Here is a 23062-nt window from a genome sequence, read left to right as displayed (position 1 = left end):
CCAGGCGCAGATTTTGTGGGCAACATAGACCCTCTGTGGGAGCTGGCTTGCCTGCGATGACGTCAGCCCAGCAAACATCGCATCAAAGTTGTGCAGATACCCATGCCTGTCTATGCTCCTAACGCCTCGCACAGCATTCCAGTATTGGCATGCCACGCACTCACCTCAGCGGAGCCTGCGGTGAAGACAAGAGCGTCGTTCCGTCAACGGAGCACGACCCGGTATCAACCGACAAGGATGTGACACCCCATGAAGCCTGCCTCCTTAAGCGAAGGCCGTCGCGGCCCCGCGCAAATCTGGAACACTGCGCCGCAGTTGGCGCAAACCCCCATCATCTCCCTGAACACCCTGGTACCGCCCGGCGCTCGCGTCGTGGTAATCGCACCCCATCCTGGTGATGAAGTGCTGGCGTGCGGCGGTTTGCTGCAACTGCTCAGCACCCACGAGCATCCGCTGCAATTGATCTCCATCACCGACGGCAGCGCCAGCCATCCCGGCTCTCAAGTATGGCCGGCCAGCCGTTTGAGCGTGGTGCGCCCCCAGGAAAGCGCCGAGGCCCTGCGCCGACTGGGCATGCCCTTGCACAGCCTGAAATGGATTCGTGGCGGATTTTGTGACGACGCCCTGGCCGCCCGTGAATCGCCGATGAGCCAATTCATCGCGCGCTACCTGCAACCCGGCGACGTGGTGTTTACCACCTGGCGCAACGACGGCAATGACGACCACGATGCCGTCGGCCGCGCGAGTGCCAGGGCGTGCAGCCTAGTAGGTGCCCAACTGTATGAACTGCCGATCTGGGCTTGGCATTGGCCGGCCCGGGAAAGCGCGGTAATGCCCTGGCAGCGTGCACGCAAGGTCCGCCTGGATACCTGGACCGTCGCGCGCAAGCTGCACGCCGCCCACGCCTACGCCAGCCAATTGGTGGGTGACCCGCAGATCGGCTTACCACCGATGCTCGCGCAGATATTGCTGGAGCGCATGCGCGAGCCCTACGAAATCCTGTTCACCTGACCACCACCCTGTAGGAGCGAGCTTGCTCGCGAAAAACCTCAACGATAACGCGGGCTTACTGAATTAACGCGGCGCTTGCGCGTCTTTCGCGAGCAATCGCGCTCCTACAAACGTTGGGCTTTTCCCTACAGACTCAATCTGCCAAACTGATGCGAATAATTATCAACAGATTTACTATTCGCCACGGAAGGCACTTGGGGAGCCCTACTTTCATGTTTGTGCAACAACGCGGCGGCAACGTTTTTACACCCAGTCTGATGGCAATCACTATCGCTTTAGCAACCTCCAATGCGGCCATTGCCGCCGACGCACCGGCCACCATCGAGCTGGGCGCTACCGAGGTTTCGGGCCAACAGCTTGGCGCAACCACCGAAGGCAGCGAGTCGTACACCACCGGCTCGATGAAGACCGCGACCAAACTGCCGCTGACCTTGCGCGAAACCCCGCAGGCCGTCACCGTGATCACGCGCCAGCGCATGGATGACCAGGCCATGACCAGCATCAACGACGTGGTCAACGCCACGCCGGGGCTGTTCCTCAATTACTCCAACGGCCCTGGGCGACAAGGCTTTACCGCACGCGGTTTCGATATCGACAACCTCATGTATGACGGTATCCCCAGCGGCTACAACGGTGCGTCGGTAGGCGCCCAGCCGAACCTGGCGATGTTCGATCGCGTCGAAGTGGTACGCGGCGCTACCGGCCTGGTGACCGGCGCAGGCAACCCTTCGGCCGCCATCAACCTGATCCGCAAGCGGCCACTGGATGAGCAGAAAGTCACGCTCACCGGCGCCGTCGGCAGCTGGGACGACTACCGTGGCGAGCTCGACGCCTCCAGCCCACTCAATGACAGTGGCACCTGGCGTGGCCGTGTCGTCACCTCTTACCGCGATGCCAACAGTTTTATCGACAAGGCCGAGCAGGATCATGGCCTTTTCTATGCCGTCACCGAAGCCGACCTGAGCGAAGACACCACCCTGACCCTCGGTTACTCGAACCAGAAGGACAAGACCAACTACTTCTGGGGCGCTTCGATGGTCGGCCTGGATGGACGCCACCTGGGCCTGTCGCGCTCTTACAACCCAGGCACCGACTGGGAAAACAAGGACCAGGAAATCAACACCGTGTTCGCAGAGCTGCGCCAGCGCCTGGCCAACGACTGGAGCCTGCAGGTCAACGCCAACTACGCCGAACAGAACGCCTTGTTCTCCGGCTCCTACCAATCGCGCTGGACCAACGACACCCTGGCCCGCACGGTGTACCAGGCCACCTACGATGAAAACCAGGCCGGGCTCGACGCCTTTGCCAGCGGCCCCTTCGAGGCGTTCGGCCGCACCCATGAACTGGTGGTGGGCGCCAGCAAGCGCATCTACGACATGACCACCCACAACTACAGCCCGTACGACCTCAACTGGCCGATCAATGCGGGCAAACCGAACTTCACCCGCACCAACAACGTTCGCGAAGTCACCACCCAGGACGGTTTCTACCTGACCAGCCGCCTGAGCCTGGCCGACCCGCTGAAGCTGATCCTCGGCGCTCGCCTGGACTGGTACGACTACGACAACCGTGATGCCGCTGGCGACTACAAGGTCACCCGCAACCTCACCCGCTACGCCGGCCTGATCTACGATCTGGACGACCAGCATTCGGTTTATGTGAGCTACAGCGACATTTTCACGCCGCAAAAAGACAAGAGCACAGCCGGCACTCCGCTCAAACCCATCGTCGGTAAAAATTATGAGGTGGGCGTCAAAGGCGAATACTTCGGTGGCACGTTGAATGCCAGCGTAGCGCTGTTCCGTGTCGACCAGGAAAACCGCGCCGTGGCCGTGGTGGTGCCCAACTGCCCGCAGGCGTCCTGTGCCGAGGCCTCGGGCGAAATCCGCAGCCAGGGTATCGACTTCGAACTGCAAGGCGCCTTGACCGAAAACTGGCAGGTCGGCGGCGGCTATACCTATGCGCGCACCCACACCATCAAGGACGACGCCAACCCGCAGAAGGTCAACAAACAGTTCGATACCGACATCCCGGAACATCTGTTCAAAGTGACTACACGCTACAACTTCCAGGGCCCGCTGGAAAAACTCCGGATCGGCGGCAATATCTCCTGGCAGAGCCGCATGTACAACGACATCAAGCTAGCGGATGGCAGCAACTACCGGCTCCAGCAAGGCGGCTACGCCGTCACCGACTTGATGGCGGGTTACCGGGTCAATCAACACCTGGACTTGCAGCTCAACGCCAACAACATCTTTGATCGCCACTACTACCAGTCCATCTCCAACGATGTGGACTATGGTGGCGACTCCTATGGCAGTCCCCGCAATATGATGCTGACCGCCAAGTACAGTTTCTGAGCCTCATGCCCACCCTGGCTGCCCGCTCGGGCGGCCGCTCTTAAAGTCCCGCGCCCGCGTGCCGATAACGCGTGGGTAACCGGCAACAATCCTGAACATCTGCTTCACTCCACAGCGGCGCGCCTGTATGGCACACCGCGTGCTTGCTTGACCTCGACGCCCCCTCTCATGGAGTAAGAGTGAATGCCCGTCCGTTTTCTCGAGCACTATCGCAAGGCCGACCGCATCATGCTGGCATTGATCTGGCTGATGTGCCTGTTCTCCCTCGGCCTGGCGTTCTGGCACGACACCCTCATGCAGGCCGTGATCGTCGGTGGCGGCACCGGCGTGGTGCTCACGGCGCTGTATCGCGTCATTGGCGGCACCCGGGTGATGCGCTGTGCACTGGGCGCCGGCTTGATGGTGATGGCGGCGTTGCACATCAACCAGGCACACGGGGTGATCGAATCCCACTTCGGTATTTTCGCGCTGTTGGCGGTGCTGACCTTCTACCGTGACTGGCTGCCGATCCTGGTGGCGGCACTGACCATCGCGGTACATCACGTGGTGTTCCATGCCTTGCAACACCAGGGCTTGCCGGTGTTTGTGATGGAGCATCACGGCGGCTGGACCATGGTGTTCGTTCACGCCTTCTATGTGGCGATGGAGACCGTTGCCCTGCTCTACCTGGCCGTTCATAGCCAGGCCGAAGCGGTGGAGAGCCAGGAAATGCTTGAGAAAATGCTCGCCGTCACCTCGCAGTTCACCGTGGAAACCGCCCAAGGTGAAGGCAAGGCCCACGTATCCCTCGCCAAGCGTTTCGACCACTTCCTGCAGCAACTCACCCACCTGATCGACGGCGTCGCTCGCGACTCCCATGGCCTGGGCCAGCTCGGCCAGGAACTGGCCAGCGCCAGCGGCACCCTGGAAAAAGGCGCACGGCATCAACTGGCGCAGATCGGCGAAATGACCGGTTCGATGCAGCGCATGGAAGACGCCATGGGCCACATTACGGTGCAGGTCGAACAGGCAGTGGAACATGCAGGCCAGGCCAGCCAGCAGATTGTGCGCGGCCAGGAAAGCGTCGGCCGCGCCCAGCATGAAATCAGCCAACTGGCTTCGCGTATCAACGGCACGGAGTCGACCGTGGAATCCCTGGCGGTGCAGGCAGAGCAAATCGGCTCGGTGCTGGAAGTGATCAGCAGCATCGCCAACCAGACCAACCTGCTGGCCCTCAACGCCGCCATTGAGGCCGCCCGCGCCGGCGAGCAAGGCCGTGGTTTTGCCGTGGTGGCCGATGAAGTGCGCAGCCTGGCCCAGCGCACCGCCCTCTCCACCCAGGAAATCAAGAGCATCATCGAGGGCCTGCAACACGGCAGCCGCCAAGCCGTCGAAGCCATGCACGCCAGCCGCGAAGGCGTAGAGCGCTGCGTGGCAGACAGCCAAGAGGCGGTGGACATGCTACGGGCGGTGGGCGAGGACATCGCGCACATCGACCAACTCAACGGCCACATCGTCACCACCACCCGCGAGCAGACCTGGGCCAACCTGGAGATCGTCGAGCGCTTGCAGTCGGTGCAAAGCATCGCCCAGAACACCGCCGACGACGTCGAGACACTCGCCCGCAGCAGCGAACGCCTGCCACCGATCGCGGTGCGGCTGGATGCGTTGGGGCGCAGGTTTCATCCTTGAACCCAATCCGAAACACGGCGAGTCAAAGAGAATAGGTGGATATACCGCTGGAGTGCATCAAGGTTCCAGATGCGGAGCCATCAAAGCGGCAAACCAATCGATGAACGCGCCAAGGCGACGAGAGCGTTGGCGGCGAGTCGGGTACAGGGCTGAAACGCACATGGGGGCCGGCCGATAGGCCGTCATCACCTCAACCAATTCGCCGCTGTCCAATAAATGCTGAACATCGAACAACGGCACCTGAATCAAGCCAAGCCCTGCACAGCATCCTGCGATATAGCTTTCGGCATTGTTGACCACCACGCGGCTCGGCATCATGACAGCCTGCGCGGTGCCATCGACGCAATATTCCCAGGCCGTTTCCTGGCCGCCTGCGCTCGTGCTGTAGCCGATACAGACATGCCGGTTTTGCAGATCGCAAGGCTGTGTGGGCACCCCGAATTCCGCCAAGTAGGCGGGGCTCGCGCAATTGACCAGCAACACCTTGCCCAACGGTTTCACCACCAGGCTGCTGTTCTGCGGGGTGCCAAAACGAATGACACAGTCAACGCCTTCCTGTACCAGATCAATGGCGCGATCGGTGGAGCCCAGGCCGAGTTGGAGTCCAGGGTAGCGGTGGAGAAACTCGGCCAACGCAGGCATCACCAGGCGCCGCGCTATGCGGCTGGGCACGTCCACTTCCAGACGGCCCATGACCTGTTCCTGATGGCGGTTAAACAGTTGGTCGATATCATCGATGTCCAGCAAGACCTGGCGCGCCTTCAGCAGTAACTGGGTGCCATCGGCGGTCAGGGAGACCTTGCGGGTTGTCCGGTGCAGCAGTCGAGTGCCGGCATTGGCCTCCAGCTGTTGAATGGCGGCCGACACGCTCGCGCGTGGCAGCCTCATCAGCCGTGCCGCTTGTATAAAACTGCCAAGCTCTGCGACCTGAACGAAGACGCGGTACTGTTCGATTCTATCCATGGACTCTCAATGCTCGGGGGGCACGGATCGATCGGCGCTCACCACGTCTGCGCCAGCGCGTTAACCGTTTACTTGGTGGTGTAGCCGCCATTGATCAAAATTGTCTGGCCCGTCACCCACCACCCGTCACTGACCAGGTTACGGATGAACGGGACCACATCCTCGATATCTGTCAGGCCCGTGCGCGAGAACGGCGACAGCGCGGCAGCCGTCTTGTGGTAACTGACCGCATCCTCACCTTCGGCCGGGTAGAAGAACGGCGTGTCCATCGGCCCCGGCCCTACTGCCGTGACCGAAATCCCCCGAACGCCCAGCTCCTTCGCCGCCGCCCGCGTGAATTGCTCTACCGGAGCCTTGCTGCCGGCATACGCCGCGTAGAAGGGGGTGAAAGCGCCCAGCAATGAAGTGACGATAGTGCAGATCTTGCCATTGTCATTGAGGTGCTTGCCGGCTTCCTTGATAAAAAAGAACGCAGTCTTGGAATTGACGGCCATCATCTCGTCGTACTCCGCCTCCGTGATTTCAGCCATTGGCTTTTTCAGCACCTTGCCCACGGTATTGATGGCGATGTCCGGCCTGCCAACTGCCGCGACGGCATCATTGAAGAGTTTTTCCATCGCCCCCGCCGTGGTCAAGTCCGCTTGCAAAGCGACAGCCTTCGCGCCTAGCGCCTCGATTGCGGCAACGGTTGCGTTCGCGTCAGCCTGGCTAGAGGCGCTGTTGTAGTGCACGACCACAGCCTTGGCGCCATGCTTGGCCAGATCGCGGGCGATCAACCCTCCGAGGTTCTTCGCACCACCCGCGATCAGTGCAACCTTGCCGTTGATTGAATGATTAGGCATGACAACATTCCTTTAATTGGGAGAAGTACGCCGCCATTCTAGAGTGCCCCTCGACAAAGATAAGCACACCTTGGCTGGATGCAGTGTCCAGAGATATTGCCTAATCACAAAGGCCCTATCGGTGAATGAAAAGTACGCAGATAACTTGGACAGTGTGCAGCAGCGGCTTCAACAGCTGGGTGCGGTGATAACCCGCCAGACGTTTTCGTTTCCCGGTGGCAGCCGGTTCCACTTCACCGATCCGGATGGGTATGAGTTAGCGGTGTGGAGTGCTACCTCGCTGACTTGAGCGTTCAGGCACCAAAATTGAAGGCTATGGAGATTCGCGGCCGTGTGCCTTCAAAGCGGCGTACCGAATGCATCAACCACGACGGAAACATCACGAATGTGCCCGTGGCGGCGGCGCAGGTGCTGCTGAACCCAGCAGTCAGGCAGTCTTCTACTCGCATGCGCAGGGCCGGGTTGTAGGTCGAAGCCACCATGCCGCGCGGGTCCAGGAACTCCAGGTCGCCGCCCACCGCCGGGTCATCCTCGCGGCCACCGGCATCGACCCAATAAACACCGGACCAAAACGCCCCAGGGTGGCCGTGAAGTGCATTGCTGTGGCCCGCCTCATTCACGTTGACCCAGGCGTTGACCTTCCACTCGAAGCCGGGCTCGATGAACCCATATTGCTCGCTGTGCACGACGGTCATTTGGGTGGCGAACTGCGTGGCAAACCTCACCAGGGCTTCACAGGCCTCCCCGCCCCACTGCGCAAAATCACCGGCCGACTGCCAACCTCCGGCATTGCTGCGCTGCGTGCCGTAAACGTCGTCTGCCATGCGCTGGGCAATCTGGGCCTTGAGCTCAGTATTCAGCCTTTTCGCGTCGGGAAACTGAATGCTGGCCAATGGGCTTGGAAACAGCCGGCGGATGTTGATGAGCTGCGGGTCCAGTGGGTGTTCAAGGAACTGCATCGACGTTCTACCAAGTTGTGCAAGTCACTGAAAAACATACCGAATAGACGCAGTGACCGGTGTAAACCTTTGTTAAAAACTTGAGGGTTATTGATAGGTGTCGGCAAGTCGGCTAAAAAAGCTTTTGCAATCGCTCAAGTACGTGACTGCATGCATTCTTGAACCGCAAGGCCCCGAGGCTCGACAGGGTCTGTGTAATCCAAGCGGAGTACCCATTATGGAATACGACGAAAAACTGATTGAGGAAGTCGTACTTGCCCTGCTGACCACCTTCAGCTTTGATAACGGCAACTCATGGAAAGGCCACGACTTTCAAATAATGAACCGGCTTCACAAGCAAGGTTTTATCAGTAATCCGGTGAACAAAAACAAGTCCATTTGGCTGACGCAGGAAGGCTTGGAACGGGGCCGGCAAATCGCCGATCGGTTATTTGCCGCAACCCCTGAGGCCAAGCGTTCATCCAATCCGGACACCTGAAGCGCTCGCGGGGCCAGAAGCCCGGCCACGGAGTGTTAAACCGCGCTTCATCTGTTTATCCTCAAGACTCCCCGACCTGCCAACCCGGAGCCGCCATGGACCTCGCCACCCTCGCCCTCTTCCTCCCCGCCTGCTTCGCCCTGAACATGGCCCCCGGCCCCAATAACCTGCTATCCGTGAGCAACGCTACCCGCTATGGCTACCGCACCTCCTGCCTCGCCGGTCTCGGCCGCCTGCTGGCCTTCGCCGGCATGATCGCCCTCGCATCCGCTGGCTTGGCGGTGGTACTGCAAACCTCGGAGTTGTTGTTCTACGGGATCAAGATTCTCGGCGCGGCGTATCTGTTTTACCTGGCGTATCAGCTATGGCGCGCAGACCCGCAGCAGCCGGTGAACACCGCAACGAGGAAGGTGGGCCTGTGGGCCTTGGCGCGGCAGGAGTTTCTGGTGGCGGCGGGCAACCCCAAAGCGATCCTGATTTTCACCGCCTTCCTGCCACAATTCGTGGTGCCCGGCCAACCCATCACCGCGCAATTTGCCCTGCTGGGTGTGATGTTCCTGGCCCTGGAATGGGTCGCCATCAGTGCCTACGCCTATATGGGCCTGCATATGCGTCGCTGGTTTGCCGAGCCGAAGGGCAAGCGCCTGTTCAATCGCTGCTGCGCAGGTTTGTTGTCAGCGGCCGCGGCGGTATTGTTGACTGCGCGCAGGGCGTAACCGCGGTGGGAGCGCCCCTGGCAGCCGACGCCGATCGAGCTGTGCCCCGCGATCCAAATGTGGGAGCTGGCTTGCCTGCGATAGCGGTGGTCCAGTTGAAGATTCAGTGACTGACACACCGCCTTCGCGGGCAAGCCCGCTCCCACAGGGGATCTGTGCCAGGCGCTGATTTTGACGGCAATGCATGACCAATGTGGGAGCGGGCTTGCTCGCGAAGGCGGCCGGGCAGCCGACGACGATTCAACTGATGCCCAAGTTGCGTAGATACCTATGCTATCTCAACGGCAAACCATACCTCACCTCCACCAGCGCCACACCGCCCCTCTCAAGATGGCGCTCTGTCCCGGCCTCCTCGACACACCCCGCCCGGCGATAAAATCGAATAGCCCGTTCATTACCGGCCAAGACCCACAGCGTTAAACGCTCATAGCCTTGCGCCAACAGGTCTTGCAGGCCGGCATTCCACAAGGCCAGCCCGACGCCGGAGTGCCAATGCTCGGCGAGCACGTAGATGGCCATGACCTCACCTGCATTGGCCTGCACGGCGTCTTCGTCACGGCTGGCGCCAACGGATATCCAGCCGACAATCTGCTGGCCCACCTCGGCAACCCATACCGTCGACTCACCCGAGGCAAGCGAGCGAGCCCAATGGGCTTCGCGCCGAGCAAGCGTTACTTGCAATCCGCTCAAGAACTGGGCGGGCATCAGGTCACGGTAGGCGTCTTGCCAACTGCTGATATGCACCTGGGCAATGGCCTTCGCGTCGGCGGGTAATGCTCTGCGAATCACGGATAGGCTCCTGAAATACGGTTATTTCAGTATGCATGCCCATCGATGACAGTTGCAGGGCGCGGGTTCCGGCGTCGATGAAGAACGCCGGGGCCCGCGTGAAGGCTCCAGCCAATGTCACCCCTTGGTCAGATCCACCAAAGGCGTCTGCCGCACCTCAGTCTCCCGCCCACCCTGAATCTCGCTGACCTGCTTCAAGGCCTTTTCAACAGCCGCCTTATCCGCCAACAAGCTGTAGCTGATACGGAACTGCTTGTGTTCCTTCGCCCCGATCGTAGGCACCAGGTTCAGTGGCCGCTGATAACGACGGTTATAGGAAAAACTCGTCCCCGGCTCCAGCCCCGTGACATAGCCCTGCCCTTGTGTATCAGTGTTCTTCCACAGGGAAAACACCGGCAGTGTCTGCGTATTGAAACCCACCGAAACCCCCAGGCTGCCGGCCTTGTTATGCAACACCGTCAAGGTATCACCCTTGGCATCGGCATACGGCACCACGTTGTAAACCGTTTCGTCATAGTCCTTGGTCGGTGCGCGATAGGTTTGCCAATCGGCCAGTTCGCCCTTGGCCTTGTCGTTGAACGGCGACACCTGCTTCACCGGCGCAACGAACCGCGCGCCTTGCTCCAAGAACGGGGTGCTGAAGTTACTGTGATACAGCGCCTGGTATTCCTTCGGATAATCGCCATTGTTGGTCAGCGTGTCGTTGAGGGCGAACACCACACTGCCAGGCTCGGTGACCAGTTCGGTCGCAACAGAGAAATCGACCTTCTTGAACGCCTGCTCTTTCAACTCGCCACGCAGGGTGATCGCGTACGGCGGTTTTTCATCGATATGCAGGGTGACTTTGTTCGCAGGGATATTGGCCGCCCGCCCGTGCAGGGTCAACAGCTCGCCGTTGTCGATACCAGGGTGCCCGACCCATTCGTAGCCGCAGCGGGTGACCAGCTCATTGAAACCTTCCAACCATCCCAGACCACCGCGGCCATTGAGCTCGATGAAGGAAGGATTAACCACTTCCTTGACCGGCGAATCCCAGCCCATCCGCACATCGCCAACCGACGCCTGCAACACGTTCATGCCACGAGTCGGCACTACCGAGAGCTTCATCGTGCCGTTGTCGATATCCACGATGCTCACACCCTCCTGCCGACCACCGTGCAGGGTGCGCAGGGTAACGCTGAAGGGCTTGTCGGTTTGGATGCCGAGCTGCTGGCTGGTGACCTGCCAGTTCTGGGCGGCTTTGTCGGTATCGAGCAGCACGTAATCCCAGGCTAGGGCTTGGGAGGCGGCAGAGAATGCGCTGAGGGCGACGAGGAGTTTGAGCGGGATCATGGCGGTGGCCTTTATTGGAGTTGTTTGCGCTTTATAAACTCGATGAAACGTTTCAGCAAGCTGAAAAAGCGACACCATCGCTACACCCGAAAATTACAGAGGAAAGCATTGAATCAGCCCGATCGGAATTCGACCGTCAGATGACTGATCTCATGAACCAGCCTGAGTCGCTCACGAATATTGTCTGCATTCGTACTGACCTTACCCACGACACTGACGATGGCGGCATGGGCTTGCGGTCCAACCCGCCAGACATGCAAGTCCGTGATAGTGGCATCGCCCGGTTTCTCGACCAGTTCGCGAATTTCCTCGGCAACGTGCGCATCGGTCTGATCCAGTAATACGCCTGCGGTAACTCCCATCAAGGTCCATGCCCAACGCGCGATCACCAGAGCCCCCACGATGCCCATGACCGGGTCCAGCCATACCCAGCCGAGATAGCGCCCGGCCAGAAGTGCGGCAATGGCCAGAACAGAAGTCAGCGCGTCTGCGATGACGTGGATATACGCTGATTGCAGGTTGTTATCGTTTCCGTGATGAGCATGGGTATGATCATGGTCATCATGATCGTGCCCATGACTGTGCCCATGACCCAGTAGCAGGGCACTGATGATATTGACGATCAAACCGGCAATGGCGATGAGCGTAGCGGTGCCGAACTGTACTTGCGTGGGCTGTAGAAGACGCATGACTGACTCAACGCCAATTGCCAGGGAAACCAAACCGAGAATCAGCGCCGAAGCGAACCCGCCCAGCTCCCCTACCTTTCCCGTACCAAAACTGTACCGCTGGCTGGACGCGTGACGTTTAGCATATGCGTAAGCAGCCGCCGCGATGCCCAAAGCGCCAGCATGGGTTGCCATGTGAAAGCCATCAGCCAATAACGCCATTGAGCCCGTGATATACCCGGCGGTGATTTCGCCAATCATCATCACCACAGTCAGCGCCACCACCCAAAGCGTGCGCTTGGCATTTTCGTCGTGTGCTGAACCGAGGAACACATGATCGTGTGTGTAGTTGATGCTGGTGTTATTCATGAGGGTGAGCTCAGAGGTTTTCATTTGGAGTAACGGCGAATAGCTTCAAGAAGCTCTTCGACACCCTTGTTGCGCTCCTCTTCACTGAGCCCAGGGTTCGCAACATGCTCGCGCGCATGCTCCTCGATGATTTCTTCCATCAAGCCGTTAATGGCGCCACGAGTGGCAGCCACAAGATGCAGTGTCTTGGCGCAATCGAGGTCAGATTCCAATGCCCGTTCAACCGCCTGGATTTGCCCGGCGATACGTTTTACGCGTTTGAGAAGATCGTCTTTGTTTGCTGCGATATGGCCCACGGGATACCCCCCTACCTATGTTGGAGGTAGTATAGGTATACCCCCTACCCCTATACAAGAACTCCCGGTATTGTTTCCGTATCACACGCAATGCCTCTCCACCAAAAAATCCACAAACGCCCTAACCCGCGCCGGCATCGCCCCTCCCCCCACAAACACCGCATGAATCGGTTCCACATCTCCAGGATTAAATTCCTCCAACAACACCACCAACTCCCCCCGTCTCACTTCCTCCACCACACTAAACGCCCCAATTCTCGCCACCCCCGCCCCCAGCTTCGCCAACTGCGCCAATGCCTCGCCGCTATTTCCCTCAATCGTCCCGGCCACCTTCAACGAAAACTCCCGCCCCTCCACCCGAAACGGCCAATCCGGCGCCGCCCTACGGAAGTTGAAGCGCAGACAGTTGTGTTGCAGTAAATCCTGCGGCGTCACGGGGGTGCCATGCCGTGCCAGGTAGTCCGGTGAAGCAACGATAACCTGCCCGGTAGAGCCGATAAGGCGAGCAGTCAGAGGGCTGTCGGCGAGGGGACCGAAGCGGATGGCGACGTCGGCTTGGCCGCCGAGGATGTCCACGACTTCGTCGCCGAGCATCAGGTCGACGACGATGGCGGGATAGCGGGCGCTGAAGGCGGCGATCAGGGGGACGATGGTCATGCGGCCGTGGGCCAGTGCGGCGCTGACGCGCAAGCGTCCGCGTGGGGCGCCCTGGTCGGTGATGGCGTCTTCGACTTCGGCCATGTCGGCGAGGATGCGTCGGGCGCCGCGCAGGTAGGCTTCGCCTTCGGCGGTGAAGGTGATGGCGCGGGTGGTGCGCAGTAGCAGACGGGTGCCGATGCGCTGTTCGGTGCGGGTAATGATGCGGCTGATGGCCGATGGGGTCAGCCCCAAGGCCCTGGCCGCGCCCGACAGGCTGCCGTGCTCGGCGACCATGGTGAACACTTCCATCTCTCCCGAACGCCCGCCGATGTCCATTTGTGCCTCCTGCGCAAAGCTGTAGTTCCCAACCAAGGGCTACTGCTGCAAAAGGCAGGATTGTAGCATTTGGCTCACAGATGAGGAGTCACCCATGCGTATCAATCCCCCCCTTGTAGCATTGTCCGTCGGTGCCTTTGGCATCGGGGTCACAGAGTTTGCCCCTATGGGCATGTTGCCCGGTATCGCCGCTGATCTTGATGTTTCCATTCCCGCTGCAGGGCTGTTGGTAAGCGCCTACGCCATGGGCGTGTTGATTGGCGCGCCGATCATGACCCTGGCGACGGCCAGGGTGCCCCGCCGTTATCTGCTGATCGGGCTGATGGCGATTTTTACCCTGGGTAATTTGCTGTCGGCGTTGGCCAGCAACTACCAGACATTGATGATCGCCAGGCTGGTGACGTCGCTCAATCACGGAGCGTTCTTCGGGATTGGCTCAATTGTGGCCGCAAGCCTTGTGGCGCCCGAGAAGCGCGCGGGCGCTGTGGCGGCGATGTTCATGGGGCTGACCCTGGCAACTATTGGCGGCGTGCCTCTGGCGACCTGGTTTGGCGAAAACTTTGGTTGGCGTACCGCGTTCTGGGGCATCAGTGGGCTTGGCGCGGTGGTCATGGCGGCGCTGTGGTGGGCCTTGCCCAATGCGCCGGCGCCCAAAGGCGGCGGGCTGATGGCGGAAATCCGTGTGCTGGGTCGCGGGCCGGTGCTGGCGGCGCTGGCCCTGACCGTGGTGGGCTCGAGTGCGATGTTTACGGTATTCACCTACATCGCGCCGATTCTGCGCGATGTCACCCATGCCTCGACCAATTTCGTCACCGGGATGCTGGTGTTGTTCGGAATCGGCCTCACCCTGGGCAATGTGTGGGGTGGCAAGTCAGCGGACCGCTCGGTGGACCGCACCTTGATCATCTCGCTGGTGGTGTTGATTGCCGTGCTGTTGGCCTTTTCGGTGCTTATGCAATGGCCGTTGCCCGCTGCGCTGTCGATCCTGCTGTGGGGCGCTGCCAGCTTTGCCCTGGTGCCGCCGCTGCAGATGCGGGTGATGGAGGCCGCCAAAGATGCGCCTAACCTGGCTTCGGCGATGAACATCGGTGCGTTCAATTTTGGCAATGCGATTGGTGCGGCATTGGGTGGCGCGGTGATCAATGCCGGGCTGGGCTACCCGGCCATTTCCCTGGCAGGCGCACTGATGGCGGGCCTGGGCTTGCTGATGGTATTGGGGCTGAGCTGGCGTTCGCGGCGGGCCGACGCACGCGCTGGCCGGGAGACGGTGCAAGCCTGAGTAGCGTGCAGGTTGTTCGTCTAGACTTCATGCACCTTTCAACCCGAGGAGCCTTGCGATGAACAACAAGAATACGATTTGCCTCTGGTACAACGGCGATGCCCTGGAGGCAGCGACCTTCTACGCGCAGACCTTCCCCAACAGCGAAGTAAAGGCCGTACACCGTGCGCCTGGCGACTACCCATCCGGCAAGCAGGGTGATGAGTTGACTGTGGAATTCACCGTACTGGGTATCCCCTGCGTGGGCCTCAATGGCGGCCCCCTGTTCAAGCACAGTGAGGCGTTTTCCTTTCAGGTGTCTACCGAGGATCAGGAGGAAACCGACCGGTTGTGGCATGCCATCATCGACAACGGTGGGCAGGCGAGCGCTTGCGGTTGGTGCAAGGACAAGTGGGGGCTGTCGTGGCAGATCTCGCCGCGGGTGTTGGTCGATGCAGTTACCAGTAAAGATCCTGCCGTCGCCAAGCGTGCATTTGAAGCGATGATGACCATGACCAAAATCGACATCGCTGCCATCGAAGCCGCCATTGCCGGAAACTGAACGGTGGGAGCGCTCGAGCCTTAGCGAGGCCGCGATGGCGGTGGGTCAGGCAACATAAATGCCAACAGCACCACCGCCATCGCAGGCAAGCTCCCACATCTGGATTGCGCGCCCTCTCCCATGCGGCAAAAAAAGTCATACAACGGACGCCCGGTTGCGACACGGGCGATACCGGCCTATGTTCCAAGCCATGCTGTTTTTTTGCTGCCCCCCGCCCTACGTCCATCCCGTAACCAGGAGACGACATGCCCACGCCTTCACGCCCTGCCGTACTTGAACTGATCGGCAACACCCCGCTGGTCAAGGTCAGCCGCTTCGATACCGGCCCCTGCACGCTGTTTCTCAAGCTTGAATCGCAAAACCCCGGCGGTTCCATCAAGGACCGCATCGGCCTGGCGATGATCGACGCCGCTGAACGCGACGGTCGCTTGCGCCCGGGCGGTACCATCATTGAAGCCACCGCCGGCAATACCGGCCTGGGCCTGGCGCTGGTGGGCCGGGCCAAGGGTTACCGGGTGGTGTTGGTGGTGCCCGACAAGATGTCCACGGAAAAGGTGCTGCACCTCAAGGCCATGGGCGCCGAGGTGCATATCACCCGTTCCGATGTGGGCAAGGGCCACCCCGAGTATTACCAGGACGTGGCGGCACGTTTGGCCAAAGGTATTCCGGGCTCGTTCTTCGCCGACCAGTTCAATAACCCGGCCAACCCATTGGCCCACGAGACCAGTACCGCGCCGGAGATTTGGGCGCAGACCCAGCACGATGTGGACGCGATTGTGGTAGGCGTCGGCTCGGCCGGCACCCTCACCGGCCTCACGCGTTTCTTCAAGCGCGTGCAACCCGAACTGGCCATGGTGCTGGCCGACCCGGTCGGTTCGGTAATGGCCGAATACAGCCGCAGCCGCACCCTGGAAACTCCCGGTTCCTGGGCCGTTGAAGGGATAGGCGAAGACTTCATCCCCTCGATCGCCGACCTGTCCAGCGTGCGCCACGCCTACTCCATCAGCGATGCCGACAGCTTCGACCACGCCCGCCAATTGCTCAAGGCCGAAGGCATCCTCGGCGGCTCATCCACCGGCACCCTGCTCGCCGCGGCCTTGCGCTACTGCCGCGAGCAAACCGAGCCCAAGCGCGTGGTGACCTTTGTTTGCGACACCGGTACGCGCTACCTGTCGAAGGTTTACAACGACCAGTGGATGAACGACGCGGGCCTGCTGCAGTACAAACACTACGGCGACCTGCGCGATCTGATCGCGCGCCGCTTCGAAGACGGCCGCGTGATCAGCGTAAGCCCCGACGACACCCTGCTCACCGCCTTCCAGCGCATGCGCCTGGCGGACGTGTCGCAACTGCCGGTGCTGGTCGATGGCCAGACCCTGGTGGGTGTGATCGACGAGTCCGACATCCTGCTGGGCCTGCACCACGACGCCGCAGATTTTTCCATGACCGTCGCCAGCGCCATGACCAACACCCTGCACACCCTGGCCCCCAACGCCAGCCTGGCCGAACTGCAGGCTGAACTGGATCGCGGCCTGGTCGCCATCATTGCCGACGCCGCAGGCTTTCATGGCCTGATCACCCGCGTCGACCTGCTTAACCACCTACGGAGATCCCTTGCATGAGCCAGCCCGATAAAAGCGCGTTTGCCACCCGTGTGATCCACGCCGGGCAGTCACCCGACCCGACCACGGGCGCGCTGATGCCGCCGATCTACGCCAACTCCACCTACCTGCAAGACAGCCCCGGCGTACACAAGGGTTTTGACTATGGCCGCTCCCACAACCCCACGCGTTTCGCCCTGGAACGCTGCGTGGCCGACCTTGAAGGCGGCAGCCAGGCATTTGCATTTGCCTCGGGGCTGGCGGCGATCTCTACCGTGCTGGAACTGCTAGATGCTGGAGCGCATATCGTCTCGGGCAATGACCTGTACGGCGGCACTTTCCGGCTGTTCGACAAGGTGCGCCAGCGCAGTGCCGGGCACCGCTTCAGCTATGTCGACCTCAGCGACTTGTCGGCGTTTGAAGCGTCATTGCAGGACGACACGCGCATGGTCTGGGTCGAAACCCCAAGCAACCCGCTGCTGAGCCTGACCGACCTGCGCGCCGTGGCCCGCATCTGCCGTGCCCGCGGGATTATCTGCGTGGCCGACAACACCTTTGCCAGCCCCTGGATCCAGCGCCCGCTGGAGTTGGGCTTCGACATCGTGGTGCACTCCACCACCAAATACCTCAATGGGCATTCTGATGTGATCGGTGGTATCGCTGTTGTCGGTGACAACGCTGAATTGGCCGAACGCCTGGGCTTCCTGCAAAACTCCATCGGCGCCATCGCCGGGCCGTTCGATGCCTTCCTGACCCTGCGCGGGGTAAAAACCCTGGCGCTGCGCATGGAGCGCCATTGCAGCAATGCCCTGGACCTGGCCACCTGGCTGGAGCAACAGCCGCAAGTGTCACGGGTTCACTACCCGGGCCTCAAATCCCACCCACAGCACGACCTGGCCAAGCAGCAAATGCGCGGCTTTGGCGGGATGATTTCAGTGGACTTGAACAGCGACCTGGCCGGCGCGACGCGCTTTCTGGAAAACGTGAAGATCTTCGCCCTGGCCGAGAGCCTGGGGGGCGTGGAAAGCCTGATCGAGCACCCGGCGATCATGACCCATGCCAGCATCCCGGCGGCGACGCGAGCGCAATTGGGGATTGGCGATGGGCTGGTGCGGTTGTCGGTGGGGGTTGAGGATGTGGAGGACTTGCGCGCCGATCTGGCTCAGGCCTTGGCCCACATTTAACCGCCATGATCGTTCCCACGCTCTGCGTGGGAATGCATTCGGTGACGCTCTGCGTCACGCTTGGGAACGCAGAGCGTCCCTGGCTGCATTCCCACGCGGAGCGTGGGAACGATCAGTGTGTATCAGGCTTGGGTAATGTTGGCCCGCGCCGCATGCAGCTTCTTGTAGCTATCGATCAAGCGCAAATGCCGATCCAGGCCTTCCAGCTTCATGCTCGTCGGCGTGAGCCCATAAAAGCGCACACTGCCGTCGACCGAGCCGATCACCGCGTCCATGCGCTCGTTGCCAAACATGCGCCGGAAGTTGGCCTCGTAGTCAGCCAGTTCCAGGTCCTCATCCAGTTCCATCTCCAGCACCGCGTTCATCGCCTGGTAAAACAGGCCGCGCTCAACGGTGTTGTCGTTGTACTGCAGGAACATCTCTACGCATTCCTTGGCCTCTTCATACTGCTTCAGCGCCAGGAATATCAGCAGTTTCAGCTCCAGGATGGTCAACTGGCCCCACGCGGTGTTGTCATCGAACTCAATGCCAATCAGCGTAGTGATATCGGTGTAGTCGTCCAGTTCGCTTTCTATCAGACGCTCGACCAACGCCTGCAGCTCATCCTCGCTGAGGCGGTGCAGGTTGAGGATGTCTTCGCGAAAAAACAGCGCCTTGTTGGTGTTGTCCCAGATCAGGTCATCCACCGGGTAGATTTCCGAGTAGTCCGGCACCAGGATGCGGCAGGCAGTAGCGCCCAGGTGCTCATACACCGCCATGTACGACTCTTTGCCCATGCCTTCGAGGATGCCGAACAGCGTGGCGGCTTCCTGGGCGTTGGAGTCTTCGCCCTGGCCAGAGAAGTCCCACTCGACGAATTCATAATCCGACTGGGCACTGAAGAAGCGCCACGACACTACGCCGCTGGAATCGATAAAATGCTCGACGAAGTTGTTCGGCTCGGTGACCGCCTGGCCTTCGAAGGTCGGCTGCGGCAGATCGTTCAAGCCTTCGAAGCTACGGCCTTGCAGCAGCTCGGTGAGGCTGCGTTCCAGTGCCACTTCCAGGCTCGGGTGCGCGCCGAACGAGGCGAACACGCCGCCGGTGCGCGGGTTCATCAAGGTCACGCACATCACCGGGAACTCACCGCCCAGGGAGGCATCCTTGACCAGCACCGGAAAGCCCTGGGCTTCCAGGCCTTCGATACCCGCCAGGATGCCCGGGTACTTGGCCAGCACTTCGGCGGGTACGTCCGGCAGGGCAAATTCGCCTTCGATGATTTCGCGCTTCACCGCCCGCTCGAAAATCTCCGACAGGCACTGTACCTGGGCTTCGGCCAAGGTGTTACCCGCGCTCATGCCGTTGCTCAGGTAGAGGTTTTCGATCAGGTTGGACGGAAAATACACCACCTCGCCATCGGACTGACGCACGAACGGCAGGGAGACAATGCCACGGGCTTCGTTGCCGGAGTTGGTGTCGAACAGGTGTGAACCGCGCAGCTCGCCCTCGCGGTTGTAGACTTTCAGGCAGTAGGCATCGAGGATTTCACTCGGCAGCTCATCGTTGGGGCCCGGCTGGAACCAACGCTCGTCCGGGTAATGCACGAACGGCGCGTTGGCCAGGTCCTCACCCCAGAACTGGTCGTTGTAAAAGAAGTTGCAGTTCAGGCGCTCGATGAACTCACCCAGCGCCGACGCCAACGCGCCCTCTTTTGTCGCGCCTTTGCCGTTGGTAAAGCACATCGGCGAATGGGCGTCGCGGATATGCAGCGACCACACGTTGGGCACGATATTGCGCCACGAGGCAATCTCGATCTTCATGCCCAGGCCCGCGAGAATCGCCGACATGTTGGCGATGGTCTGCTCCAGCGGCAGGTCCTTGCCGGCAATGTAGGTGCCCGCTGCGGACGTGGAGTTGGGCATCAACAACGCCTGGGCATCGGCGTCGAGGTTGTCGACTTCCTCAATCACGAATTCCGGCCCGGCCTGCACCACCTTCTTCACGGTGCAGCGGTCGATGGAACGCAGGATGCCTTGGCGGTCCTTGTCGGAGATGTCTGCGGGCAATTCGACCTGAATCTTGAAAATCTGGTTGTAGCGGTTTTCCGGGTCGACGATGTTGTTCTGCGACAGGCGAATATTCTCGGTGGGAATATTGCGCGTCTGGCAGTACAACTTCACAAAGTACGCCGCACACAACGCCGACGAAGCCAGGAAGTAGTCGAATGGCCCCGGTGCCGAACCATCGCCCTTGTAGCGGATGGGCTGGTCGGCAATGACCGTGAAGTCATCGAACTTGGCTTCAAGCCGAAGGTTGTCGAGAAAGTTGACCTTAATTTCCATGCGGGCACACCAGAATAACGAGCTAAACAAATTGGCCGCCATTATGAAGCGTTTCGCCGGGAAGTCTCAGGGATTTGCGTATGGGCTGCTGATCGGTGCTAACTTCCAACCAGTTAGATAATGTTCACCTCTGCCAGGACAGGCCATGGAACCGATAGCGACTAACGCCGCATTGTTGATCATCGATATGCAAAAAGGCATGGCCGATCCCACCCTTGGCCGCCGCAACAACCCAGACGCCGAGCTGCGCATACAGCAATTGCTCAATGCCTGGCGCCAGGCGCAACGCCCGATCATCCATGTGCGGCATATCTCCCGCTCTGCCGCTTCAGTGTTCCGGCCAGGCCAGCCCGGCTGTGAGTTCCAGGATGCGCTGCACCCCCTGGCCCAGGAGCATGTGGTTGAAAAAAACGTACCAGATGCGTTCAGCGCCACGGGCCTGGAGCGCTGGCTGCACCTGCGCTCGATCCAGCAGTTAGTAATCGTCGGGGTCATCACCAACAATTCAGTGGAATCCACCGCACGCTCGGGCGGCAACCTGGGGTTCGACGTGATCGTGGCGGCGGATGCGTGTTTTACCTTCGATCAAACCGACTTGTCGGGGCGGCTGTGGGCCGCAGAGGATGTGCATGCACTGTCGCTCAGTAACTTGGCGATGGACTATGCAAGGGTGTTCCAAACGAGTGAAATCCTGGCCAGTCATTAATGAGCAATGCAGACATGCATCAGGGCAAACGCACGATGGCGACCGCTTGCCGGCCTGGACGGTTAAAACACCCCGGCATCCTCCAGCATTTGCGGTAACGCCTGCGGCCATACCGTATCGCTCGTGGCGCGCAACGCTTCTGCCGACCACCAGCGATGATCCGCCATCACTTGGGTCTCCTGTAGCGTCCACTCGGCCCTGGATAACGCCTCGCTGGGCGCATGCACAACGAAGTACCGCTCAACCGCCAGCACCGTTTCGCCGCAGGGCAGCATCAAGGTCACGTCGCGCTCTGCTACACATTCCCCGACGCTGCTGACCGTGATCCCAGTCTCTTCGCGCAACTCACGAATCGCGGCGCTGTGGAAGCTCTCCCCGGCCTCCACGCCACCGCCCGGCGTGGCCCAGTAATCCTGGCCGGCCAGCGCGCCGTCTTTATGCACGAAGCGAAACAGCAACACTTGCTGTGCAGGGTTTATGACCAGTAATCGTGCGGCTTTGCGTTCACGCATGTGATTGATTCCTTTCTATAAGTGCCGAAACCATCCAGCTCAGAAACGCCCGTAGGCGTGTCGTAAATGCCTCGCACTCGGCGCTCGGGTTGCGTGCTTCAAACAGGAAGTAGGCGATTTGCACGCGCATGGTCGGGTAATGATGAACAAACAGCCCGACGTAGTCTTCCAGGGTTTGCGGCCAGGTTTGCGCATCTTCCGCTCGCAGGATGTGGGTGGCGCGGATCAAGGCCCGTGATGCTTCCCGCTGCAGGCCAAGCCGCGTGTGTTCAGGGCTGGCCTGTTCAATGCGCACCAGGTAAGTCGTGAGCGCCTGTTCAAAATCACCATTGACCGCCAGGGCGATGGCGCGGGACGGGCGAAACGGTTCGACGTGCAGTGACAGGTCTTCGCCCCAGAGACAGCGGCAATGATGTTTGAGCCAGAAACCCCAACTGTTTCGGTTTTCAGGCGCCAACACTTGGGCGCAGTGGCCGATGTCGAAGTCGATCTTGGTGACGCTCGGATGCCGTTGCTCCAAGGCGAGTCGGGCTGACTCCAACTGTTCAAGCACGGGCGCATCCGGTGGCTCCACCAGTATCAGGGAAAGGTCAAGATCAGAAATGCCGATCTCACCTTCGCCCCGTGCGATGCTGCCATACAGGTAAATCCCGTGCAGCCCCAGCTCAGGCCGGGACAAGGTAGCGCAGATGTCCGTCAGCAGGGGCTGGAACTGGGGTTGTATAGGCCCATCGACGACGGTGAGGATATAGCCGTCGGCATCGATGCCAGCAGATTTTTGGGTAGTCACGGGCGATGCACCTCAATCACCAACCCTTCCTCTTCACTCGGCACACTGAAATGGCGAGTGATCAGGTCAAACTCGGCATCGGTGGCGGCAAAATCATGCTCACCCCGAGCGTTGCGCGCATGCAGGCGCGCACGACAGGTGGCATCGTCCAGCTCCAGGTAATGCAGGCAGTGCGGCACCTTGGCTGCCTGGGCCAGGCCGAGTAACCATTGACGATTGGCGAGGGTATTGGCCGGAAAATCCAGCACCACATTGACGCCGCACGCCAACAGATCGATCACCAGCGGCTCAAGTACCCCACGAACCCGCAGGGCACAGCGCAGGTAGTCGGCAATGCTCTGGATTTCGCCGGGATAGAGATTGGCCAGCCACTGGTCTTCGCTGAGCACGATGGCCCCCTGCTCGGCGGCCAGGGTTTTGGCGAGTGTGGACTTACCGGATGCGATCTTGCCGCAGAGCAGATGCAGGGTGGGCATAACGCTATTCCTCATGTCGGGCCAGGAAGGATGAGTCATATAGCCGCTGTGGTAAACATAAGCAGGCATAGGTATCTACGTAACTTTGTAGGCGGTAGCAGCAGACGGTAACCACGATGCGAAGCGAGCCGCTCTTGATCTGCTTGTGATCTTGATCTCAGGCGCCCCGTTAAACCACGCTGGCCGGAATTCGACAGGGATTTGGGGGGTAAACCGGCATCCC

Annotated in this window: 22 protein-coding genes and 1 pseudogene; 11 read left to right on the top strand and 12 right to left on the bottom strand. The window is 60.4% G+C overall.

Annotated elements, in window-relative coordinates; all coding sequences use genetic code 11:
• Positions 1 to 249: 249 nt before the first annotated feature.
• The 3 genes from BOP96_RS07930 to BOP96_RS30750 all read left to right on the top strand — a co-directional run bounded on the left by BOP96_RS07930 (position 250) and on the right by BOP96_RS30750 (position 5042).
• The gene (locus BOP96_RS07930) at positions 250 to 1011 is read left to right on the top strand and encodes a PIG-L deacetylase family protein (protein ID WP_014718615.1); all 762 of its coding nucleotides are present in this window, start codon (positions 250 to 252) and stop codon (positions 1009 to 1011) included.
• A gap of 212 nt (positions 1012 to 1223) precedes the next feature.
• On the top strand, positions 1224 to 3371 hold the full coding sequence (locus BOP96_RS07925; protein ID WP_014718616.1) for a TonB-dependent siderophore receptor: 2148 nt from the start codon (positions 1224 to 1226) through the stop codon (positions 3369 to 3371).
• Positions 3372 to 3554: 183 nt separating this feature from the next.
• The gene (locus BOP96_RS30750) at positions 3555 to 5042 is read left to right on the top strand and encodes a methyl-accepting chemotaxis protein (RefSeq protein ID WP_073452365.1); all 1488 of its coding nucleotides are present in this window, start codon (positions 3555 to 3557) and stop codon (positions 5040 to 5042) included.
• 57 nt (positions 5043 to 5099) lie between these two features.
• Here the strand turns inward: BOP96_RS30750 and BOP96_RS07915 are convergent, their stop codons facing one another.
• Together BOP96_RS07915 and BOP96_RS07910 are read right to left on the bottom strand one after the other, a co-directional pair.
• Positions 5100 to 6005, bottom strand: coding sequence for a LysR family transcriptional regulator (locus tag BOP96_RS07915; RefSeq protein WP_073452363.1), 906 nt, complete (start codon positions 6003 to 6005; stop codon positions 5100 to 5102).
• 68 nt (positions 6006 to 6073) lie between these two features.
• The gene (locus BOP96_RS07910) at positions 6074 to 6847 is read right to left on the bottom strand and encodes an SDR family oxidoreductase (protein ID WP_032902433.1); all 774 of its coding nucleotides are present in this window, start codon (positions 6845 to 6847) and stop codon (positions 6074 to 6076) included.
• Positions 6848 to 6980: 133 nt separating this feature from the next.
• Here BOP96_RS07910 and BOP96_RS30410 point away from each other — a divergent pair.
• A pseudogene (locus BOP96_RS30410) lies at positions 6981 to 7136 on the top strand (VOC family protein); the annotation flags it as partial.
• Positions 7137 to 7140: 4 nt separating this feature from the next.
• On the opposite strand, the gene BOP96_RS07900 reads toward BOP96_RS30410, so the two are convergent.
• A complete protein-coding gene (locus tag BOP96_RS07900; RefSeq protein WP_032902435.1) occupies positions 7141 to 7806 on the bottom strand; it encodes a TIGR02466 family protein in 666 nt (221 codons plus the stop codon).
• A gap of 217 nt (positions 7807 to 8023) precedes the next feature.
• On the opposite strand from BOP96_RS07900, the gene BOP96_RS07895 reads away from it, so the two are divergent.
• Both BOP96_RS07895 and BOP96_RS07890 read left to right on the top strand, forming a co-directional pair.
• On the top strand, positions 8024 to 8284 hold the full coding sequence (locus BOP96_RS07895; RefSeq protein ID WP_073452361.1) for a DUF6429 family protein: 261 nt from the start codon (positions 8024 to 8026) through the stop codon (positions 8282 to 8284).
• A gap of 95 nt (positions 8285 to 8379) precedes the next feature.
• Positions 8380 to 9000, top strand: a complete 621-nt coding sequence (locus BOP96_RS07890) for a LysE family translocator (RefSeq protein ID WP_069868536.1) — start codon at positions 8380 to 8382, stop codon at positions 8998 to 9000.
• Between the two features lie 273 nt (positions 9001 to 9273).
• Here BOP96_RS07890 and BOP96_RS07885 read toward each other — a convergent pair whose 3' ends face one another.
• The 5 genes from BOP96_RS07885 to BOP96_RS07865 form a co-directional block, all read right to left on the bottom strand.
• On the bottom strand, positions 9274 to 9789 hold the full coding sequence (locus BOP96_RS07885; protein WP_020302301.1) for a GNAT family N-acetyltransferase: 516 nt from the start codon (positions 9787 to 9789) through the stop codon (positions 9274 to 9276).
• 117 nt (positions 9790 to 9906) lie between these two features.
• Positions 9907 to 11121: an aldose 1-epimerase family protein gene (locus BOP96_RS07880; RefSeq protein WP_014718624.1), complete on the bottom strand. Its 1215-nt coding sequence runs from the start codon at positions 11119 to 11121 to the stop codon at positions 9907 to 9909.
• Between the two features lie 113 nt (positions 11122 to 11234).
• Complete coding sequence (dmeF, locus tag BOP96_RS07875; RefSeq protein ID WP_073452460.1) at positions 11235 to 12158, bottom strand: CDF family Co(II)/Ni(II) efflux transporter DmeF; 924 nt, start codon at positions 12156 to 12158, stop codon at positions 11235 to 11237.
• A gap of 20 nt (positions 12159 to 12178) precedes the next feature.
• Entirely contained in the window at positions 12179 to 12454 is a 276-nt protein-coding gene (locus tag BOP96_RS07870; protein ID WP_014718626.1) for a metal/formaldehyde-sensitive transcriptional repressor, read from the bottom strand.
• 81 nt (positions 12455 to 12535) lie between these two features.
• Positions 12536 to 13429 (bottom strand): LysR family transcriptional regulator, encoded by an 894-nt coding sequence (locus BOP96_RS07865; RefSeq protein ID WP_019817153.1) that lies wholly within the window; start codon positions 13427 to 13429, stop codon positions 12536 to 12538.
• A gap of 94 nt (positions 13430 to 13523) precedes the next feature.
• On the opposite strand from BOP96_RS07865, the gene BOP96_RS07860 reads away from it, so the two are divergent.
• The 4 genes from BOP96_RS07860 (at position 13524) to BOP96_RS07845 (ending at position 18034) form a co-directional block, all read left to right on the top strand.
• Positions 13524 to 14708 (top strand): MFS transporter, encoded by a 1185-nt coding sequence (locus tag BOP96_RS07860; RefSeq protein ID WP_020302295.1) that lies wholly within the window; start codon positions 13524 to 13526, stop codon positions 14706 to 14708.
• A gap of 58 nt (positions 14709 to 14766) precedes the next feature.
• Positions 14767 to 15249, top strand: coding sequence for a VOC family protein (locus BOP96_RS07855; RefSeq protein ID WP_073452359.1), 483 nt, complete (start codon positions 14767 to 14769; stop codon positions 15247 to 15249).
• A 245-nt stretch (positions 15250 to 15494) separates the two neighbouring features.
• Entirely contained in the window at positions 15495 to 16871 is a 1377-nt protein-coding gene (locus tag BOP96_RS07850; protein ID WP_019817158.1) for a pyridoxal-phosphate dependent enzyme, read from the top strand.
• Positions 16868 to 18034, top strand: coding sequence for a cystathionine gamma-synthase (locus tag BOP96_RS07845; RefSeq protein WP_019817159.1), 1167 nt, complete (start codon positions 16868 to 16870; stop codon positions 18032 to 18034). The genes BOP96_RS07850 and BOP96_RS07845 overlap by 4 nt, the downstream gene beginning before the upstream one ends.
• 122 nt (positions 18035 to 18156) lie before the next feature.
• On the opposite strand, the gene BOP96_RS07840 is transcribed toward BOP96_RS07845, so the two are convergent.
• The gene (locus BOP96_RS07840; protein ID WP_020302291.1) at positions 18157 to 20355 is read right to left on the bottom strand and encodes an OsmC domain/YcaO domain-containing protein; all 2199 of its coding nucleotides are present in this window, start codon (positions 20353 to 20355) and stop codon (positions 18157 to 18159) included.
• Positions 20356 to 20500: 145 nt separating this feature from the next.
• Here BOP96_RS07840 and BOP96_RS07835 point away from each other — a divergent pair, with 145 nt between their 5' ends.
• On the top strand, positions 20501 to 21061 hold the full coding sequence (locus BOP96_RS07835) for a cysteine hydrolase family protein (protein ID WP_014718633.1): 561 nt from the start codon (positions 20501 to 20503) through the stop codon (positions 21059 to 21061).
• Positions 21062 to 21123: 62 nt separating this feature from the next.
• Here BOP96_RS07835 and BOP96_RS07830 read toward each other — a convergent pair whose 3' ends face one another.
• Genes BOP96_RS07830 through BOP96_RS07820 form a run of 3 tightly spaced genes read right to left on the bottom strand, consistent with a single transcriptional unit; the run spans position 21124 to position 22839 of the window.
• Positions 21124 to 21573: an NUDIX hydrolase gene (locus tag BOP96_RS07830; protein ID WP_014718634.1), complete on the bottom strand. Its 450-nt coding sequence runs from the start codon at positions 21571 to 21573 to the stop codon at positions 21124 to 21126.
• Positions 21566 to 22363, bottom strand: a complete 798-nt coding sequence (locus BOP96_RS07825) for a nucleotidyltransferase domain-containing protein (RefSeq protein WP_073452357.1) — start codon at positions 22361 to 22363, stop codon at positions 21566 to 21568. The genes BOP96_RS07830 and BOP96_RS07825 overlap by 8 nt, the downstream gene beginning before the upstream one ends.
• Positions 22360 to 22839 (bottom strand): AAA family ATPase, encoded by a 480-nt coding sequence (locus BOP96_RS07820; protein WP_073452355.1) that lies wholly within the window; start codon positions 22837 to 22839, stop codon positions 22360 to 22362. The genes BOP96_RS07825 and BOP96_RS07820 overlap by 4 nt, the downstream gene beginning before the upstream one ends.
• Between the last annotated feature and the right edge of the window lie 223 nt (positions 22840 to 23062).

Origin of the sequence: Pseudomonas sp. FSL W5-0203 (assembly GCF_001896155.1) — a bacterium.
Taxonomy (GTDB): domain Bacteria; phylum Pseudomonadota; class Gammaproteobacteria; order Pseudomonadales; family Pseudomonadaceae; genus Aquipseudomonas; species Aquipseudomonas paracarnis.
The sequence above is the reverse complement of the archived record's forward strand: the minus strand, read 5'-3'. Positions and strand labels throughout refer to the sequence as shown.

Bases quoted from the DNA above. Each gene is read 5' to 3' on its own strand.
- BOP96_RS07930 (WP_014718615.1), top strand. From the start codon at position 250: ATGAAGCCTGCCTCCTTAAGCGAAGGCCGTCGCGGCCCCGCGCAAATC.
- BOP96_RS07925 (WP_014718616.1), top strand. From the start codon at position 1,224: ATGTTTGTGCAACAACGCGGCGGCAACGTTTTTACACCCAGTCTGATG.
- BOP96_RS30750 (WP_073452365.1), top strand. From the start codon at position 3,555: ATGCCCGTCCGTTTTCTCGAGCACTATCGCAAGGCCGACCGCATCATG.
- BOP96_RS07915 (WP_073452363.1), bottom strand. From the start codon at position 6,005: ATGGATAGAATCGAACAGTACCGCGTCTTCGTTCAGGTCGCAGAGCTT.
- BOP96_RS07910 (WP_032902433.1), bottom strand. From the start codon at position 6,847: ATGCCTAATCATTCAATCAACGGCAAGGTTGCACTGATCGCGGGTGGT.
- BOP96_RS07900 (WP_032902435.1), bottom strand. From the start codon at position 7,806: ATGCAGTTCCTTGAACACCCACTGGACCCGCAGCTCATCAACATCCGC.
- BOP96_RS07895 (WP_073452361.1), top strand. From the start codon at position 8,024: ATGGAATACGACGAAAAACTGATTGAGGAAGTCGTACTTGCCCTGCTG.
- BOP96_RS07890 (WP_069868536.1), top strand. From the start codon at position 8,380: ATGGACCTCGCCACCCTCGCCCTCTTCCTCCCCGCCTGCTTCGCCCTG.
- BOP96_RS07880 (WP_014718624.1), bottom strand. From the start codon at position 11,121: ATGATCCCGCTCAAACTCCTCGTCGCCCTCAGCGCATTCTCTGCCGCC.
- dmeF (WP_073452460.1), bottom strand. From the start codon at position 12,158: ATGAATAACACCAGCATCAACTACACACACGATCATGTGTTCCTCGGT.
- BOP96_RS07865 (WP_019817153.1), bottom strand. From the start codon at position 13,429: ATGGACATCGGCGGGCGTTCGGGAGAGATGGAAGTGTTCACCATGGTC.
- BOP96_RS07860 (WP_020302295.1), top strand. From the start codon at position 13,524: ATGCGTATCAATCCCCCCCTTGTAGCATTGTCCGTCGGTGCCTTTGGC.
- BOP96_RS07855 (WP_073452359.1), top strand. From the start codon at position 14,767: ATGAACAACAAGAATACGATTTGCCTCTGGTACAACGGCGATGCCCTG.
- BOP96_RS07850 (WP_019817158.1), top strand. From the start codon at position 15,495: ATGCCCACGCCTTCACGCCCTGCCGTACTTGAACTGATCGGCAACACC.
- BOP96_RS07845 (WP_019817159.1), top strand. From the start codon at position 16,868: ATGAGCCAGCCCGATAAAAGCGCGTTTGCCACCCGTGTGATCCACGCC.
- BOP96_RS07840 (WP_020302291.1), bottom strand. From the start codon at position 20,355: ATGGAAATTAAGGTCAACTTTCTCGACAACCTTCGGCTTGAAGCCAAG.
- BOP96_RS07835 (WP_014718633.1), top strand. From the start codon at position 20,501: ATGGAACCGATAGCGACTAACGCCGCATTGTTGATCATCGATATGCAA.
- BOP96_RS07830 (WP_014718634.1), bottom strand. From the start codon at position 21,573: ATGCGTGAACGCAAAGCCGCACGATTACTGGTCATAAACCCTGCACAG.
- BOP96_RS07820 (WP_073452355.1), bottom strand. From the start codon at position 22,839: ATGCCCACCCTGCATCTGCTCTGCGGCAAGATCGCATCCGGTAAGTCC.